Genomic DNA, 16,118 nt, shown 5'->3' with positions numbered 1-16,118 from the left:
CTAGAAAATTGAACCACTTGGTTTATTCCTTTCAGAAATGTCCAAATCGAGACAACGTAAAATTTCTAGTAACCGATATGAATGCCGCTTATTTCCAATTGATTCCACGTGTCTTCCCTCAAGCGAAGCTTGTCATTGACCGATTTCATGTTGTTCAACACCTTAATCGAGCCTTTAATACCTTTCGCATCAAAGAAGTTGCCCGATTAAGGCAAGAAAATAAGCACAATTTAGCGAATAAATTGAAAAGTAATTGGCGATTTTTATTGAAAGATCGAGCCAACATTAATCATTCCATGTACAAAACATGGCGCAGCTTTAGAGCACCTAAATTTCCTTATCTGACAGAAGCCATGATGATTGATCGACTCCTTGATTTTTCTCCAGCACTGCGTTTTACGTATCAAGTATTTCATGAATTAACAGAAGCTTTCCGAAGGAAAGATCATGAACAATTCTTTGAACAATTACAGACACTTCCAGATCAGTTGGAGGAAACATTTCGGACCACAATCAGCCATTTACTTTCTTATAAAGAGGGAATACGCAATGCCATGATCTATCCCTATTCAAATGGGAAGCTGGAAGCCATGAATACACATATAAAGACATTGAAACGTGTCTCTTATGGTTTTAAATCCTTTCAAAATATGAAAACACGAATTTTTCTTATGAATGATTTGATAAAAATGACATAACAAAGAAGTTGGTTATCGAAAGCCTTTCTCTTTCAATAACCAACCTCCTTATTTCTACTCATCAGTCCGATTTGACAAAGAGCCTAAAGACGGAATCGTGCCTTTTTTTCTTATAAATTGAAAGTAGTTTGAAAATCAAACTAAAATAAATTCAAACAGAATAAGTTAATATTTTTTAAACTCTGTTTGAATCCTTAATTAGTCACTATTTATTCAAGTTAAATAACTTAATAACCTCATTTTTGCTTAAGAAAAATTAAAAATTAATTATTTTACTTGCAATCTTTTTTCATATGCGATATAGTTTGAACATCAAATGATTTGATAATCAAAGTATATGGATGGTGCACACAAATGGAACCTAATTTAGAAACAGTCAACGATTATCTGGTCAGTGTCTTTAACGATATTTTGACAATTGAAGAATCTGAATTGAAAAAATCACAATTCAATGACTTATCCATTACTGAAATGCACACAATCGAAGCAATTGGAATGTATAAGAAAAAGACTTCTTCTGAGGTTGCCAAAGAATTGTCGATCACTGTAGGAACTCTGACCGTAGCGATCAATAATCTTGTAAAAAAAGGGTATGTTGAACGTATACGAAGTGAAGATGATCGTCGGGTAGTCAAGTTAGGTTTGACCAAAAAAGGAAAATTACTTTTTCGTGTTCATCAGCATTTCCATAGAGAGATGGTCAAGAGAATTTTAAACGGAATGGATAAAGCTGAAGAAAAAGCTTTATTGAAAGCATTGAAGAATCTTCATGATTTCTTAAGGGAATATAAATAAAAAGTGAGGACCAAGATGAACCAATATGCAAAAATAACTTGTACAGGCCGTTATGTTCCTGAAAATGCAGTATCAAATCATCAACTTTCCACGATGATGGACACATCAGATGAATGGATCTCAAACCGAACTGGCATACGATCAAGAAATGTTGTAACAAATGAAAATACTTCTGATTTGTGTAGTAAAGTTGCTGAAAAGCTATTAGATAAATCTGGGAAAAAAGCAGAAGAGTTAGATTTTATTATTGTAGCAACTATGACACCAGATTACGGTACGCCTTCTGTAGCATGTCTTGTTCAAGGAAATATCTCAGCCACTCATGCTTTTGCTTTTGATGTCAGTGCTGCTTGTACTGGTTTTGTTTATGCATTGAGTCTGGGAGAAAAATTAATTCGCTCAGGTCAAAAATTAGGCATGATTATTGGCGGAGAGACGCTTTCGAAGTTCTGGATTGGAACGATCGCAGTACTGCCGTATTGTTTGGCGATGGTGCAGCTGGTGTAATTCTTGAGGCCAGCAATGAAGAGCACTTCTTGAAAGAAAAACTTCAGTCCGATGGTAAAAGAGGTAAGTCGTTAACTTCTGGTTATGTAGAGAATAACAGTCCTTTTTACACAGGAACCTCTGAAGGCTCTGCTTATCTGCAAATGGTTGGCAGAGATATCTATGATTTTTCACTGAATGATGTGACAAACAATATTGGAGAAATTATAGAAGATGATGTGGATTATTTATTATTACACCAAGCAAATAAACGTATTATCGAAAAAATATCGAAAAAGCTCAAAATTCCAAGAGAAAAATTTCTCACGAATATGGAATATAATGGTAACACATCTGGTGCAAGTATTCCGTTGTTGTTAGATGAATCAGTTGAAAAGGGCATCATTCAATTAGGCTCCAACCAAAAAATTGTGTTAACAGGTTATGGCGGCGGTTTAACGTGGGGATCGATCCTCTTAACGCTGTAAAACTGTGACTATATAAACTAAAAAAAGAAAATTATTGGAGGAATATACACATGGTATTCGAAAAAATTCAAGCAATTATTGTAGAAGAATTAGGTAAAGAACCTGAGGAAGTAAAATTAACAACAAACATTCAAGAAGAATTAGATGCGGATAGCTTAGACTTATTCCAAATCATCAATGAAATCGAAGATGCTTTCGATATAAAAATCGAATCTGAAGATGGTATCACTACTGTTCAAGATTTAGTAACATATGTAGAAAAACAAAAAGCAGAATAATCAAAACAATCAAGTAACGATAAATAGTTGGATGAGCAAGGCTCTATGCGATTCTCAACAATTGCTGAAGAGTCTAGCTTTTTTCACACCGTTAGCTGGATTTAATAAGGCTGGTACTAAACTTATAGAGTTTTGTTCCAGCTCTTTTTTATTCATTATTCTATTATTTGAAGGATGTCAATTATGCGATCAAAGATATGTGAATTGTTAGGAATCGAATACCCGATTTTTCAAGGAGGAATGGCTTGGATCGCAGATGCTTCATTAGCTGGTGCAGTTTCTGAAGCTGGCGGGCTAGGAATCATTGCCGGTGGTAATGCACCGAAGGAAGTCGTTCAAGCTGAAATCAAGAAAATCAAAGAAATTACGGATAAACCGTTTGGTGTCAATATTATGCTACTTTCGCCGTTTGCACAAGACATCGTAGATTTAGTTTGTGCCGAAAATGTTCCCGTGGTTACAACAGGAGCAGGTAATCCAAGTAAATATATGACTCGCTTTAAAGAACATAACATCAAAGTAATTCCAGTGGTTCCTTCTGTTGCATTGGGCACCCGAATGGAAAAAATCGGAGCAGATGCAGTCGTTGTTGAGGGAATGGAAGCTGGGGGACATATCGGTAAGTTGACAACAATGAGTATGGTTCCTCAAGTTGTTGATGCCCTGACGATTCCAGTAATCGCAGCCGGTGGTATTGGTGACGGCAGAGGAATGGCAGCCGCATTGATGCTAGGGGCTCAAGCTGTTCAGGTCGGTACTCGTTTTTTAGTTGCAAAAGAATGTACAGTACATGAAAATTATAAAGCTAGAATCATCAAAGCAAGAGATATTGATACGACTGTCACTTGTCAGCATTTTGGGCACCCAGTAAGAGCAATCAAGAATAAATTGACGAATGAATACGATCGATTAGAGAAAATTGAATTGCGAGTTGACGAGCCCGACCTTGTAAAATTTGATGAATTAGGACAAGGAGCGCTGCGTAAAGCTGTAGTTGAAGGGGATGTCGATCACGGATCGATTATGGCTGGACAAATTGCGGGACTTATTAAGAAAGAAGAAACAGCAAAAGAAATTATTGAAACATACATTAAAGAAACACAAGAAATTATAACTGAACAATATAGTCAATGGTGTTAAAAAATGCACATTGATTCATAAATATAATAAACTATTCAGAACTGAATAGTACCCCCAGTTTCGCAGGCTAGCTCTTCGGAAAAAGATAAAATATAAATGAGATAAAAAGCATTTCAGTTCTATTTTCCTATTTTTCAGTCAGAGCTGAATGAGCCTGTGTAGCTTTTAAAGTAAGGAGTAAGGTAATGAAAACAGCTTTTGTATTTAGTGGGCAAGGTGCTCAATATATCGGTATGGGAAAAGAATTGTTTGATCAAGAGGAAATTGTTCAAGAAACGTTTCAAGAGGCAAGTGATATTTTAGGTTATGATATGGCGGAGCTTTGTTTTACTGAAAATGACAAACTAAATGAAACGATATATACACAACCAGCTATATTAACCGTTAGTATTGCTTTTTATCGTCTTTTGAAGGCTAAAGGATATCAACCCGATGTCGTAGCTGGATTAAGCCTTGGAGAATATAGTGCACTTGTAGCAAGTGGTGCGATTTCATTTAAAGAAGCCGTTCAACTAGTTGCCAAAAGAGGGAAGTTCATGTCAGAAGCTGCGCCAACTGGAACAGGCAAAATGGTAGCCGTAATGAATGCTGAACGATCATTGATCGAAGAATGTTGCCAAGAAGCAAGTAGACTTGGGATCGTTTCACCTGCAAATTATAATACACCTCAACAAATTGTGATTGGTGGAGAAACACCAGCTGTGGATAAAGCTGTAGAATTATTAACAGAAGCTGGCGTGAAGCGGATGATTCCATTAAAAGTCAGTGGACCTTTTCATACAGCTTTATTAAAACCCGCAGCTGAGAAGTTAGCAATAGAATTAGAAAAAATAGATTTTACAGAAATGACGATTCCTGTAATCAGTAACACGACAGCACAAGTAATGGAACAAGCAGAAATAAAAGAATTATTAGAAAAACAAGTTATGTCAGCCGTTCGTTTTGCTGATAGTATCGAAACAATTAAAAAAATGAATGTTGATGTAATTATAGAAGTTGGACCAGGTAAAACATTGACTGGTTTTATCAAGAAAATCGATAAAGAAATCAAGACAGCTCGCGTAGAGGATGAAAAAACATTGTCTGAAGCACAAGTACTGTTGGACGGGAGGTAACGAATGGATTTAAAAGGAAAGAACATTTTTGTTACAGGTAGTACACGAGGTATTGGGAAAGCAGTTGCTTTTGCTTTTGCAAAAGAAGGAGCGAATATTGCTTTGAACGGACGTGGCGAAATCAGCGTGGATTTAATTGCTGAAGTGGAAGCTTTTGGCGTGAAATGTATTGGCGTCTCTGGAGATATCGCTGATTTTGAGTCTGCTGGAAAAATGATTCAGGCAGTTGTTGATGGTTTAGGATCGATTGATGTCTTAGTAAATAATGCTGGGATCACAAATGACAAATTGCTATTGAGAATGTCAGAAGAAGATTTTACTCGTTGTATCCAAATCAATTTAACAGGGACCTTCAATATGACGCAACATACTGTCAAAAAAATGATGAAGCAGCGTAGTGGCAGTATCATCAATATGTCTAGTGTGGTCGGGTTGATGGGAAATATCGGTCAAGCGAACTATGCAGCTAGTAAAGCTGGAGTCATTGGCTTAACAAAATCTGTTGCAAGAGAAGTTGCTGCACGAGGAATTACTTGTAATGCGATTGCACCAGGATTTATCGAAACTGAAATGACAGAAGTGTTATCCGATAAAGTAAAAGAACAAATGAGCCAACAAATTCCATTGCAATCATTTGGACAAGTAGAAGATGTAGCGAACACAGCTATCTTCTTAGCAAAAAGTCCGTATATTACAGGACAAGTCTTAAATGTAGATGGTGGTCTAGTCATGCACGGCTAGGGAACAAACTTGAAAGGAGCGATTGAATGAATCGTGTAGTTATTACAGGTTACGGTGTAGCTTCCCCAATCGGGAACGACGCAGAAACCTTTTTAGAAAGTTTGCAAAAAGGAAAAAATGGCATTGGTCCAATCAAAAAATTTGATGCAAGCGAAACAGGGATTACCTTAGCGGCAGAAGTAAAAGACTTTCCTTTTGATAAATATTTTGCTAAAAAAGATGCCAAGCGAATGGATTTATTTTCTCTTTATGGTATTTATGCGGCGTTAGAAGCAATGGAAATGAGTAAACTTGATACTGAACAAATCGATGTGGACCGTTTCGGCGTCATGGTAGGTTCTGGTATCGGCGGCCTTCAAACGATCCAAGATCAAGTGACTCGAATGCGTGAAAAAGGCCCTAAACGAGTAGCGCCTTTATTTATACCAATGGCAATCGGCAATATGGCGGCAGGTAATATCGCTTTACGTGTAGGTGCAAGAGGGACTTGTACGGCGACAGTCACGGCCTGTGCTACAGCAAATAATTCGATCGGTGAAGCTTTTAGAAATATCAAGCATGGCTATTCTGATGTTTTACTCGCAGGAGGAACAGAAGCATCTATCACTGAAATTGGGATTGCAGGTTTTGCTTCACTAACAGCTGTAACTTCTGAAGAAAATCCGAATAGAGCATCGATTCCTTTTGACAAAGACCGTAGTGGTTTTGTGATGGGTGAAGGAGCTGGAATTTTGGTTCTAGAATCGTTGGAACATGCTCAAAACAGAGGGGCCAAGATTTTGGGAGAGATCGTTGGTTATGGTTCTAATTGTGATGCCTATCATATGACATCTCCTAGACCTGATGGAAGCGGTGCTGCTAAAGCGATGAAGCTAGCGATCGAAGAAGCAGCGATCGAGACTTCTAAAGTCGGCTATATCAATGCTCATGGCACAAGTACGCCATCAAATGATGTGGCAGAAACCAAAGCAATTCAAACTGCGCTAGGAGATGCTTCTAAAAACGTTCGTGTTAGTAGTACGAAAAGTATGACGGGACACTCGTTAGGTGCAACGGGTGGTATCGAAGCGATTGCTACTTTGAATGCGTTACAGCATCAATTTATTCCACCAACGATCAATATCGAGCAAGTGGACGAAGCCATTGAAATCAATATTGTCACAAACGAAAGCCAAAAACATGATTTTGATTATGCGTTAACAAATTCTTTCGGCTTTGGTGGTCATAATGCAGTACTTTGTTTAAAACGTTGGGAGGATTAAGATGAATATCAATGAAGTAAAAGACTTATTAACACAATTTGACCAATCAACATTAACTGAATTTGACCTTAGAGAAGGTTCATTTGGTCTTTATATGAATAAAAATAAGGTAACACAAAAAACATTGTCAGGTGAAGTAAAACAAGCAGCTGACAACCATACAACAAATCAGGAAGTAACAGAAGTTACCAGTCAAACGACAGAAGTAAAAGAGACTGCTAAAGAGGCTGTAAAAACAGAAACAAAACCAGAAAACACAGAAGAAATCATTTCGCCGATCGTGGGTGTGGTGTATTTAAAACCAGCACCTGATAAAGAAAACTTCAAACAAGTTGGTGATTCGGTGAAAAAAGGGGATGTCGTTTGTATCGTTGAAGCGATGAAGCTTATGAATGAGATCACTGCAACAGTTGATGGCGTGATCACGGAAGTTTTGGTGCAAAATGAAGATGTTGTTGAATTTAATCAACCACTTTTCCGTGTAGCTAAAGGAGTGTAAGGATGAATATTGAAGAGATCAAAGCAATAATCCCTCATCGATACCCTTTCCTACTGTTGGACACAGTGGAAGAAATTGTTGTGGGTGAAAAAGTTATCGCAAAGAAAAATGTTACGATCAATGAACCTTTTTTTCAAGGTCATTTTCCAGGAGAGCCTGTGATGCCAGGTGTTTTGATTCTTGAAGCATTAGCACAAGCAGGAGCTGTAGCATTATTGTCTATGCCTGATTTTAAAGGCAAGACAGCCTATTTTGGCGGTATCGATAAAGCTAAATTTAGACAAAAAGTTGTTCCAGGTGATACGTTGATGTTAGAAGTAGAAATTATGAAAGTAAAATCAATAGCCGGCATCGGCAAAGGAACTGCGACTGTGAACGGGAAAAAAGTAGCGGAAGCAGAATTGACCTTTATGATTGGATAGGTGAGCTATGTTTTCAAAAGTTTTAATTGCAAATAGAGGAGAGATCGCAGTTCGGATCATTCGAGCATGTCGTGAATTAGGTGTGCAGACCGTTGCGGTGTATTCTGAAGCAGATAAAGAAGCGTTACACACACAGCTTGCAGATGAGGCGATTTGTATTGGGCCGGCGAAAGCGGCCGATTCATATTTAAATGTACAAAGCGTATTGAGTGCAGCGATCGTGACCAATGCAGAAGCTATTCATCCTGGTTTCGGTTTCTTATCAGAAAACAGTCAATTTGCGGCAATGTGTGAGGAATGCAATATTACATTTATTGGTCCAAAAGCGGCAACCATTGATGCGATGGGAAATAAAATCAATGCCCGTGAATTGATGCAAAAAGCCAATGTTCCTGTTATTCCTGGAAGTACGGGTGTGATCAATTCGGTTGAAGAAGCTTTAAAGATTGCGGATGATATTGGTTATCCAGTTATGTTGAAAGCAGCCGCTGGTGGTGGCGGTAAAGGGATTCGTAAAGTAATGAGCAAAGAAGAACTCCCTCAGCATTTTACCTCAGCTCAACAAGAAGCAAAAGCAGCTTTTGGCAATGATGATATGTACTTAGAAAAAATTATTTATCCAGCTCGTCATATCGAAGTGCAAATTTTAGGTGATCAGTATGGACACGTGATTCATTTAGGTGAACGTGATTGTTCTTTACAAAGAAATAATCAAAAAGTTCTTGAGGAATCGCCGTCAATCGCAATTTCTCCTGAGAAACGTCAATTAATTGGTGAAACGGCCGTACGTGCAGCTGAAGCTGTTCATTATGAAAATGCCGGAACGATCGAATTTTTGATGGATAAATCGGGTGAATTTTATTTTATGGAAATGAATACTCGAATCCAAGTTGAGCATCCTGTTACAGAAATGGTTACGGGGATCGATTTGGTTAAAGCGCAATTGAAAGTGGCTTCTGGTGAAGAATTACCGTACAAACAAGAAGATATTACGATCACAGGCCATGCTATTGAGTGCCGGATCAATGCTGAAAATCCTGCATTTAATTTTGCTCCTTCTCCTGGGAAAATCAAAAACTTGTTGCTTCCAAGTGGAGGAATGGGCTTAAGAGTGGATAGTGCGATGTATTCAGGCTATACGATTCCGCCTTTCTATGATTCAATGATCGCTAAAGTGATTGTTCATGGGAATGATCGGATGGATGCATTGATGAAGATGCAACGAGCTTTATATGAGATCGTAACAGAAGGAATCATCACGAATGCAGAATTTCAGCTAGATTTGATTACCCATGAAAATGTATTAGCTGGTGAATATGATACTAGTTTTTTACAGGAAACATTTTTACCGAATTGGGCACCAGAAAGCGATAATTAAAAAGGAGCAGGTGTATGGCTTTATTTAAAAAGAAAAACTACATTCGAATCAATCCGAATCGCACAGGCGACCAATCTTCTGTAAAAAACCGGCAGTTCCAGATAACATGTGGGCGAAATGTCCTTGTTGTAAACGTACGTTATATACAAAAGATATGGGGGCAGAAAAGGTCTGCCCTTATTGCGGTTATAGCTTTAGAATCGGTGCTTGGGAACGACTTGCATTGACGGTAGATGAGAAGAGTTTTGAAGAATGGGACACAGATTTAGTCACAAAAGATCCATTAGATTTTCCTGATTATTTAGATAAAATTGCCCTCATGCAGGAAAAAACAGAGCTGCATGAAGCCGTTTTGACAGGGAAAGCTAAAATTGATGGTCAAGAAATTGGTATTGGAGTAATGGATGCTAATTTTATTATGGGGAGTATGGGAACCGTTGTCGGAGAGAAAATCACTCGTTTATTTGAACGTGCAACAGAACAACGCTTGCCAGTGATCATCTTTACTGCTTCAGGAGGAGCACGGATGCAAGAAGGGATTTTCTCTCTGATGCAGATGGCAAAAATCTCTGGTGCACTTAAACGTCATAGCAATGCAGGACTACTTTACATTACTGTATTGACGGATCCAACAACTGGCGGCGTTACTGCTAGTTTTGCGATGGATGGCGACGTTATAATAGCCGAGCCTCAAAGTTTGATCGGATTTGCTGGACGTCGAGTGATCGAACAAACGATCCGTCAAGAATTGCCAGATGATTTCCAAAAAGCCGAGTTTTTATTAGATCACGGTTTTGTTGACAGAATCGTCCCTAGAAATCAGCTGCAAGAAGAACTTAGTAAATTAATCAAGATTCATACGATGAAAGGGTGGAAATAACGATGGAAAAAACTGCCAATGATATTGTCACCTTAGCTCGGGCACAGGATCGTTATACTACTTTAGAGTATATTGCAGCAATTTTTGATAATTTTATGGAATTTCATGGAGATCGCTACTTTGGCGATGATTTAGCTGTTGTCGGTGGTATCGCAACGTTAGAAGATAAACCAGTGACAGTCGTTGGTATCCAAAAAGGGCGCAACTTACCTGAAAATATTGAACGAAATTTTGGTGCACCACATCCAGAAGGATATCGTAAAGCCTTGCGTTTAATGAAGCAAGCAGAAAAATTTGGACGTCCAGTCGTTACGTTTATCAATACCGCAGGAGCATATTGTGGTATTGAGGCAGAAGAACGTGGTGAAGGGGAAGCAATCGCTAAAAATTTGATAGAAATGGCTGATTTAAGTGTGCCGATCATTGCGATCATCATTGGTGAAGGTGGCAGTGGGGGAGCTTGGCATTAGCTGTGGCTGATGAAGTCTGGATGTTGGAACATACCATCTATGCGGTATTGTCCCCTGAAGGATTTGCCTCGATTCTTTGGAAAGATGGTAGCCGTGCGAAAGAAGCAGCAGAATTAATGAAAATTACTGCTACTGAATTAAAAGAATTAACAATCATTGATCGAGTGATTCCAGAAGAAATGAATGGTGAATCCTTGGAGCAACCTAAGATCAATCGAATGATCCAAAAGGCACTTATTAGTAAGTTTTCAGAGTTATCACAGCTTGAAACAGATAGACTATTGGAAAATCGCTATCAGCGTTTCCGTAAATATTGATAAAAAATGGAATGAGCCCAAATGTGCTTGTTCCATTTTTTACCATTCATTCGTATAAACCTCTGAAATCGACCAAACAAAACCAAATGGATCTTTAATATTAGCCACTTTAAATTTGTTCGGTACAACGGTGATCGGCATCGCTAAAGTGCAGCCTGCGGCCAACGTTCTTTCAAGCAGTTCTTCTACATTATCACAAATCAATTGGATACAAAGTGGTGTCCCTTTCAAGGTCAATGGTGATTTCCCACCATTTTCAGGTTGTTCGTCAGCTAAAGCAAAAAGACTTTCACCGATACTAAAACGACCAGATGCCATGTTCTCTGTAATCGATAGTTCTATTTTTTTCGCCTCGAATATTTTTTCGTAAAATTTCATTGCTTTTTCCGTATCAGGGACAAAAAGATTGATAGATGCTTTTTTTATTGTAACGGACATTCGATTTCCTCTTTTCCTTTAGTTTGAAGAAAGTTTATCATAGAAAATAGCAAAGGAACAAAACAATGATTTCTTTGTCACAACATTGTCATCAAATCTTATGAAAACTTATGATGAGCATTTATAGAATTTTTCAGTAAAATGCAGTATAATACAAATTGGAGGAGTGCTAGCTTAGTACTCCTTTCACTATGAAAAAGTTCATCGTGGAGATGAGAGGAGTTACTATGTTTTCAAAATTTAAACCAACTTGGATGGTAGATGCGATTTATAAAGTCACACCGAACCAATTAAAAAAATTAGGGATCAAAGCTGTGTTAACAGATTTAGATAATACATTGATTGCTTGGGATAATCCAGACGGAACTGAAGAATTATTGAATTGGATTTTAGAAATGAAAAATGCTGGAATTCCTGTAGTGGTTGTTTCTAATAATAAATCGAGCCGTATTAAGCGGCAGTCGAGAAATTTGATTTAGAGTATGTGTCTAGAGCACTTAAACCGTCAACTAGAGGATTTAGAGAAGCTGAAAGAAAACTAAACATGAAACCAGAAGAATTAGTGATGGTAGGAGATCAAATCATGACTGATATTCGAGGGGCTAATGCTGCAGGAATCAGAAATATTTTAGTTCGTCCGATTGTTGACACAGATGGATGGAATACAAGGATCAATCGATTTTTTGAACGAAAAATCATGAAACATTTAGCGAAGAAACATCCAGATATGATATGGAAAGGCGGACTAGAATGAGCGAGCAAGAAGCAATTCATTGCATCGGTTGTGGTGCAATCATTCAAACAAATCAGCCAGATGAACTAGGCTATACGCCAAAGGCTGCTTTTGAGAAGGGCATGGAGACAGGGGAAGTTTATTGCCAACGCTGTTTTCGTTTAAGACATTACAACGACATTCAAGATGTTCATTTGACAGATGATGATTTTTTACGTTTATTAAATGAACTGGGTAAAGAAGACGCTTTGATCGTGAACGTTGTCGATATTTTTGATTTTAACGGTTCATTGATTCCAGGATTACATCGTTTTATCGGAGACAATCCTGTTTTGATGGTAGGAAATAAAGTCGATATTTTACCAAAATCACTGAAAAAACCCAAAATGATCCAATGGATGAGAGAACGTGCCCATGAAGAAGGGTTGCGTCCGGTTGACGTTTTGCTGACAAGTGCTAAAAAGCCTCAGGAAATGGAAAACTTACTTGATACGATCGAAAAATATCGTGACGGTAAGGATGTTTATGTGGTTGGTGTGACAAATGTTGGGAAATCAACGTTGATCAATCAAATCATTAAGCAGACTGCTGGTGTTCAAGATGTTATCACAACGTCACAATTTCCAGGAACAACATTAGATAAAATCGAAATTCCTTTGGATGACGGACATTTTCTGATCGACACACCAGGAATCATTCATCGTCACCAAATGGCACATTACCTAGGTAAAAAAGATTTGAAAATCATTGCGCCACAAAAAGAAATCAAACCAAAAGTATATCAGTTGAATGCTGAACAAACGCTATTTTTAGGCGGCTTAGCTCGTTTTGATTTTGTTCAAGGAGAGCGTAGTTCGTTTATTGCCTATGTATCAAACGATTTATCGATTCACCGAACTAAATCAGCGACAGCAGATGCCTTTTATGAAAAACATGTTGGTGGATTATTACAACCACCACGCCCTGATGAAGTAGGAGAATTTCCAGAGTTGGTTCGTTTTGAATTTTCGATCAAAGAAAAAACAGATATCGTATTTGCTGGACTTGGCTGGATCACAGTAACGGACCCATGTGTAGTTGCTGGCTGGGCACCTAAAGGCGTGGATGTTTTAAGAAGAAAAGCGTTGATTTAATTATAAGTGATAACAGAGAGAAGGAAAATTAGTGGATTTAAGAGGAAAACAAAAGCGTTTTTTACGTAGTCAAGCGCACCATTTGCAACCGATTTTTCAAATTGGCAAAGGTGGTTTGAATTCTGCGATGGTGGTACAAATCAATGAAGCCTTAGAAAAGCGTGAATTGATCAAAGTTACTCTACTACAAAATACTGATGAGATCGCTGAAGATGTCGCAGCTGCCTTGAAAGCAGATATTCATTGTGATATCGTTCAGATCATCGGTCGTGTTTTAGTGTTATTCAAACCATCATCCAACGAAAAATATCAAAAGATCTCTAAAGAAGTTAAAGCAATTTAAAACTTGGAGGTAAGAAAAATGGGGACAAATACGAATGCAGCATTAAAAGCAGAAGTACTTGTAGAAGAAGCAGAGCTTTTTCAAAAGCGTAAACAGGTAGGAATTTTAGGCGGGAATTTTAATCCGGTTCATTTGGCACATTTAGTAATGGCTGACCAAGTGCAACAGCAACTTGGGTTGGACAAAGTCTATTTGATGCCTACTTATTTACCGCCTCATGTAGATGAAAAAAAGACGATCGATAGTAAACATCGATTAGCCATGTTGGAACTTGCCGTTTCGGACAATCGTAATTTAGCGGTTGAGCCTATCGAGTTGTTCCGAAAAGGAAAAAGTTACACCTATGACACGATGAAAGCTTTAACACAAAATAATCCTGACACAGATTATTATTTTATCATTGGCGGAGACATGGTAGAATACTTACCAAAGTGGTATAAAATCGATGAGTTGTTGACGTTGATCAATTTTGTCGGTATCCGTCGCCCGCATTATGGTACGATTACGCCGTATCCAATCATGTGGGTAGATGTTCCTCAAATGGATATTAGTTCAACTCTGATCAGAGAAAAAATTAAAAATGGTTGTTCTACACGCTACTTACTACCGGATAGTGTGATACACTATATAGAAGAGAAGGGGCTGTATGTAGATGGATTTTAGCGGAAAATATACAACGCTTAAACGCGAAGCATTGATGCAAGAAGTTCAAATGCATATGAGTGAACGCCGTTTTCAACATGTTTTAGGTGTGGAAGAAATGGCTGTAGCCTTAGCAGCTAAATATGGAGCTTCTGAGGAAAAGGCGAGTATTGCAGCATTGACCCACGATTATGCCAAAGAACGTCCAGATGAAGAATTTAAAATGATCATCCAGCGTGATGGGTATGATCAGGATCTACTAAATTATGGCAATGCGATTTGGCACGGACTTGTTGGGGCCAGCATGGTTCAAAGAGAACTAGGAATCGATGATGAAGAGATTTTAGAGGCAATTCGACTCCATACCACAGGTGCTGCTAAGATGAGTTTGCTGGATAAAATTATTTATGTTGCAGACTATATTGAACCAGGACGTAACTTTCCAGGAGTAAAAGAGGCCCGTGAAATTGCTTTAGTAGATTTAGACGGAGCCGTCGCCTATGAAACAAAACATACATTGCTGCACCTTATTGAACAAGAACAAAAAATCTATCCCAAAACAATTGAGACATATAATTATTGGGTAGTAGGAAAAACTGATTAAGCTCGTTTGGCACAGACAGAAAAACAAAAAATTTTTATTAAATAATGGGAGGAAACCATCATAGATAGTCAACAGATTTTAGAAATCGCTGTAAAAGCAGCTGATTCAAAAAGAGCAGAGGAAATTGTCGCTTTAGATGTGCATGAAATCTCACTTTTAGCAGATTACTTTATGATTTGTCAAGCAACAAGTGAACGTCAAATCAATGCCATTGTGGAAGAAATTATCGAAAAAGAAGAAGAAGCAGATGTAGAAGTGAAACGAATTGAAGGAAAAGATGGCGGTAAATGGGTATTGATCGATTTAGGCGATCTTATTGTTCATGTCTTCCAATCAGCAGAACGTGGCTTTTACAACTTAGAGAAGCTTTGGTCAGATGCGCCAATGGTCGATCTTCACGCTTGGGTCGAATAGTATGGCTTATGAAACATTTGCTTTTGTATATGACGAAGTAATGGATGATAGCCTGTACGATCAGTGGTTGGCATTTTCTAAACGTCACTTACCTGAAGGCAAAAAAGATGTCTTAGAAATGGCTTGTGGAACAGGTGCTTTAGCTGTGAATTTTGCTAAAGCTGGTTTTACAGTAACGGCTTTGGATTTATCCGAAGAAATGTTGATGATGGCTAGCAAACGAGCCGCGGAAGAAGAGGTTCATGTTCAGTTTGTTCAAGGGAATATGATGGACTTATCTGAAATGGGTCAATATCACGCCATTACTTGCTTTTCTGATTCACTTTGTTATATGGCAAATCGTCAAGAGGTCCAACAAGTGTTTGATGATGTTTATCTGGCTTTGGAAGAGGAAGGTGTCTTTATCTTTGATGTTCACTCTATTTATCAAGTAGACAAGGTATTTCCAGAGTATAGTTATCATTACCAAACAGAAGAATTTGCCTTTTTGTGGGATAGCTATCCTGGAGAAAAAGAACACAGTATTGAACATTTTCTAACTTTTTTTGTGAAGGAACATGGAAATGATGAAGCATTTATTCGACAGGATGAACTGCATCAAGAACGTACCTATACAATGGAAAACTATTTGATGATGCTGGAAAGCGCTGGTTTTATGGACGTTACAGCCTATGCTGATTTTACAGATGAAGCACCAACAGAAGAAAGCAAACGCTGGTTTTTTGTTTGTAAAAAATAATCAAGGAAATGAGTGGCGCAAAATTGGCCGCTCATTTTTATTTTGTTCCAGTACCAAATTAAACGTGGTATGATGGAACCCAAAAGAAATGTTCTAGATGAAG

General features: G+C 38.1%; 17 protein-coding genes and 4 pseudogenes. 20 read left to right on the top strand and 1 reads right to left on the bottom strand.

Annotated elements, in window-relative coordinates:
- The 13 genes and pseudogenes from V192_RS0114925 to V192_RS20355 all read left to right on the top strand — a co-directional run.
- On the top strand, positions 1 to 698 hold a 698-nt coding region (locus V192_RS0114925), incomplete at its 5' end, for an ISL3 family transposase (protein ID WP_025873144.1).
- Positions 699 to 1,052: 354 nt separating this feature from the next.
- A complete protein-coding gene (gene fabT / locus V192_RS0114920) occupies positions 1,053 to 1,493 on the top strand; it encodes a fatty acid biosynthesis transcriptional regulator FabT (protein ID WP_025873143.1) in 441 nt (146 codons plus the stop codon).
- 15 nt (positions 1,494 to 1,508) lie between these two features.
- Positions 1,509 to 2,467, top strand: a pseudogene (locus V192_RS20365) (beta-ketoacyl-ACP synthase III).
- 50 nt (positions 2,468 to 2,517) lie between these two features.
- On the top strand, positions 2,518 to 2,745 hold the full coding sequence (locus V192_RS0114910) for an acyl carrier protein (RefSeq protein ID WP_025873142.1): 228 nt from the start codon (positions 2,518 to 2,520) through the stop codon (positions 2,743 to 2,745).
- Positions 2,746 to 2,928: 183 nt separating this feature from the next.
- Complete coding sequence (gene fabK, locus V192_RS0114905; protein WP_025873141.1) at positions 2,929 to 3,885, top strand: enoyl-[acyl-carrier-protein] reductase FabK; 957 nt, start codon at positions 2,929 to 2,931, stop codon at positions 3,883 to 3,885.
- Positions 3,886 to 4,070: 185 nt separating this feature from the next.
- Positions 4,071 to 5,000, top strand: a complete 930-nt coding sequence (fabD, locus tag V192_RS0114900; RefSeq protein WP_025873140.1) for an ACP S-malonyltransferase — start codon at positions 4,071 to 4,073, stop codon at positions 4,998 to 5,000.
- A 3-nt stretch (positions 5,001 to 5,003) separates the two neighbouring features.
- Positions 5,004 to 5,741 carry a 3-oxoacyl-[acyl-carrier-protein] reductase gene (gene fabG / locus V192_RS0114895; RefSeq protein ID WP_025873139.1) on the top strand — a complete coding sequence of 246 codons (738 nt, stop codon included), beginning with the start codon at positions 5,004 to 5,006 and terminating at the stop codon, positions 5,739 to 5,741.
- A gap of 26 nt (positions 5,742 to 5,767) precedes the next feature.
- Positions 5,768 to 7,003, top strand: coding sequence for a beta-ketoacyl-ACP synthase II (gene fabF / locus V192_RS0114890; RefSeq protein WP_025873138.1), 1,236 nt, complete (start codon positions 5,768 to 5,770; stop codon positions 7,001 to 7,003).
- Position 7,004: 1 nt separating this feature from the next.
- Positions 7,005 to 7,502, top strand: coding sequence for an acetyl-CoA carboxylase biotin carboxyl carrier protein (gene accB / locus V192_RS0114885; RefSeq protein WP_025873137.1), 498 nt, complete (start codon positions 7,005 to 7,007; stop codon positions 7,500 to 7,502).
- A 2-nt stretch (positions 7,503 to 7,504) separates the two neighbouring features.
- The gene (gene fabZ, locus V192_RS0114880) at positions 7,505 to 7,924 is read left to right on the top strand and encodes a 3-hydroxyacyl-ACP dehydratase FabZ (protein ID WP_025873136.1); all 420 of its coding nucleotides are present in this window, start codon (positions 7,505 to 7,507) and stop codon (positions 7,922 to 7,924) included.
- A 7-nt stretch (positions 7,925 to 7,931) separates the two neighbouring features.
- Positions 7,932 to 9,302, top strand: a complete 1,371-nt coding sequence (locus V192_RS0114875; RefSeq protein WP_025873135.1) for an acetyl-CoA carboxylase biotin carboxylase subunit — start codon at positions 7,932 to 7,934, stop codon at positions 9,300 to 9,302.
- Between the two features lie 14 nt (positions 9,303 to 9,316).
- Positions 9,317 to 10,182: pseudogene (accD, locus tag V192_RS20360) on the top strand (acetyl-CoA carboxylase, carboxyltransferase subunit beta).
- 2 nt (positions 10,183 to 10,184) lie between these two features.
- Positions 10,185 to 10,969, top strand: a pseudogene (locus V192_RS20355) (acetyl-CoA carboxylase carboxyl transferase subunit alpha).
- A 39-nt stretch (positions 10,970 to 11,008) separates the two neighbouring features.
- Here the strand turns inward: V192_RS20355 and V192_RS0114860 are convergent.
- A complete protein-coding gene (locus V192_RS0114860) occupies positions 11,009 to 11,407 on the bottom strand; it encodes a VOC family protein (protein ID WP_025873134.1) in 399 nt (132 codons plus the stop codon).
- A gap of 227 nt (positions 11,408 to 11,634) precedes the next feature.
- Here V192_RS0114860 and V192_RS20350 point away from each other — a divergent pair.
- The 7 genes and pseudogenes from V192_RS20350 (at position 11,635) to V192_RS0114825 (ending at position 16,015) form a co-directional block, all read left to right on the top strand.
- Positions 11,635 to 12,161 (top strand): annotated as a pseudogene (locus tag V192_RS20350) (YqeG family HAD IIIA-type phosphatase).
- Positions 12,158 to 13,273, top strand: coding sequence for a ribosome biogenesis GTPase YqeH (gene yqeH / locus V192_RS0114850; protein WP_025873133.1), 1,116 nt, complete (start codon positions 12,158 to 12,160; stop codon positions 13,271 to 13,273). The pseudogene V192_RS20350 and the gene yqeH overlap by 4 nt, the downstream one beginning before the upstream one ends.
- 31 nt (positions 13,274 to 13,304) lie before the next feature.
- Complete coding sequence (yhbY, locus tag V192_RS0114845) at positions 13,305 to 13,616, top strand: ribosome assembly RNA-binding protein YhbY (RefSeq protein ID WP_025873132.1); 312 nt, start codon at positions 13,305 to 13,307, stop codon at positions 13,614 to 13,616.
- Between the two features lie 18 nt (positions 13,617 to 13,634).
- Positions 13,635 to 14,279, top strand: a complete 645-nt coding sequence (locus V192_RS0114840; RefSeq protein ID WP_025873131.1) for a nicotinate-nucleotide adenylyltransferase — start codon at positions 13,635 to 13,637, stop codon at positions 14,277 to 14,279.
- Positions 14,269 to 14,862, top strand: coding sequence for a bis(5'-nucleosyl)-tetraphosphatase (symmetrical) YqeK (yqeK, locus tag V192_RS0114835; protein ID WP_025873130.1), 594 nt, complete (start codon positions 14,269 to 14,271; stop codon positions 14,860 to 14,862). The genes V192_RS0114840 and yqeK overlap by 11 nt, the downstream gene beginning before the upstream one ends.
- 75 nt (positions 14,863 to 14,937) lie before the next feature.
- Complete coding sequence (rsfS, locus tag V192_RS0114830) at positions 14,938 to 15,276, top strand: ribosome silencing factor (RefSeq protein ID WP_025873129.1); 339 nt, start codon at positions 14,938 to 14,940, stop codon at positions 15,274 to 15,276.
- Position 15,277: 1 nt separating this feature from the next.
- A complete protein-coding gene (locus V192_RS0114825; protein WP_025873128.1) occupies positions 15,278 to 16,015 on the top strand; it encodes a class I SAM-dependent DNA methyltransferase in 738 nt (245 codons plus the stop codon).
- The last annotated feature ends 103 nt before the right edge of the window (positions 16,016 to 16,118 follow it).

The sequence above is a fragment of the Enterococcus crotali genome (assembly GCF_000633635.1).
Taxonomy (GTDB): domain Bacteria; phylum Bacillota; class Bacilli; order Lactobacillales; family Enterococcaceae; genus Enterococcus_L; species Enterococcus_L crotali.
Note: the sequence above shows the minus strand (reverse complement) of the source record. Positions and strands in the feature narration are given on the sequence as shown.

Coding starts and splice junctions, on each gene's coding strand:
- V192_RS0114840 (WP_025873131.1), top strand. CDS start 13,635: ATGGGGACAAATACGAATGCAGCATTAAAAGCAGAAGTACTTGTAGAA.
- accB (WP_025873137.1), top strand. CDS start 7,005: ATGAATATCAATGAAGTAAAAGACTTATTAACACAATTTGACCAATCA.
- fabT (WP_025873143.1), top strand. CDS start 1,053: ATGGAACCTAATTTAGAAACAGTCAACGATTATCTGGTCAGTGTCTTT.
- fabF (WP_025873138.1), top strand. CDS start 5,768: ATGAATCGTGTAGTTATTACAGGTTACGGTGTAGCTTCCCCAATCGGG.
- fabK (WP_025873141.1), top strand. CDS start 2,929: ATGCGATCAAAGATATGTGAATTGTTAGGAATCGAATACCCGATTTTT.
- V192_RS0114910 (WP_025873142.1), top strand. CDS start 2,518: ATGGTATTCGAAAAAATTCAAGCAATTATTGTAGAAGAATTAGGTAAA.
- fabG (WP_025873139.1), top strand. CDS start 5,004: ATGGATTTAAAAGGAAAGAACATTTTTGTTACAGGTAGTACACGAGGT.
- V192_RS0114825 (WP_025873128.1), top strand. CDS start 15,278: ATGGCTTATGAAACATTTGCTTTTGTATATGACGAAGTAATGGATGAT.
- fabD (WP_025873140.1), top strand. CDS start 4,071: ATGAAAACAGCTTTTGTATTTAGTGGGCAAGGTGCTCAATATATCGGT.
- V192_RS0114860 (WP_025873134.1), bottom strand. CDS start 11,407: ATGTCCGTTACAATAAAAAAAGCATCTATCAATCTTTTTGTCCCTGAT.
- yqeK (WP_025873130.1), top strand. CDS start 14,269: ATGGATTTTAGCGGAAAATATACAACGCTTAAACGCGAAGCATTGATG.
- yqeH (WP_025873133.1), top strand. CDS start 12,158: ATGAGCGAGCAAGAAGCAATTCATTGCATCGGTTGTGGTGCAATCATT.
- fabZ (WP_025873136.1), top strand. CDS start 7,505: ATGAATATTGAAGAGATCAAAGCAATAATCCCTCATCGATACCCTTTC.
- V192_RS0114875 (WP_025873135.1), top strand. CDS start 7,932: ATGTTTTCAAAAGTTTTAATTGCAAATAGAGGAGAGATCGCAGTTCGG.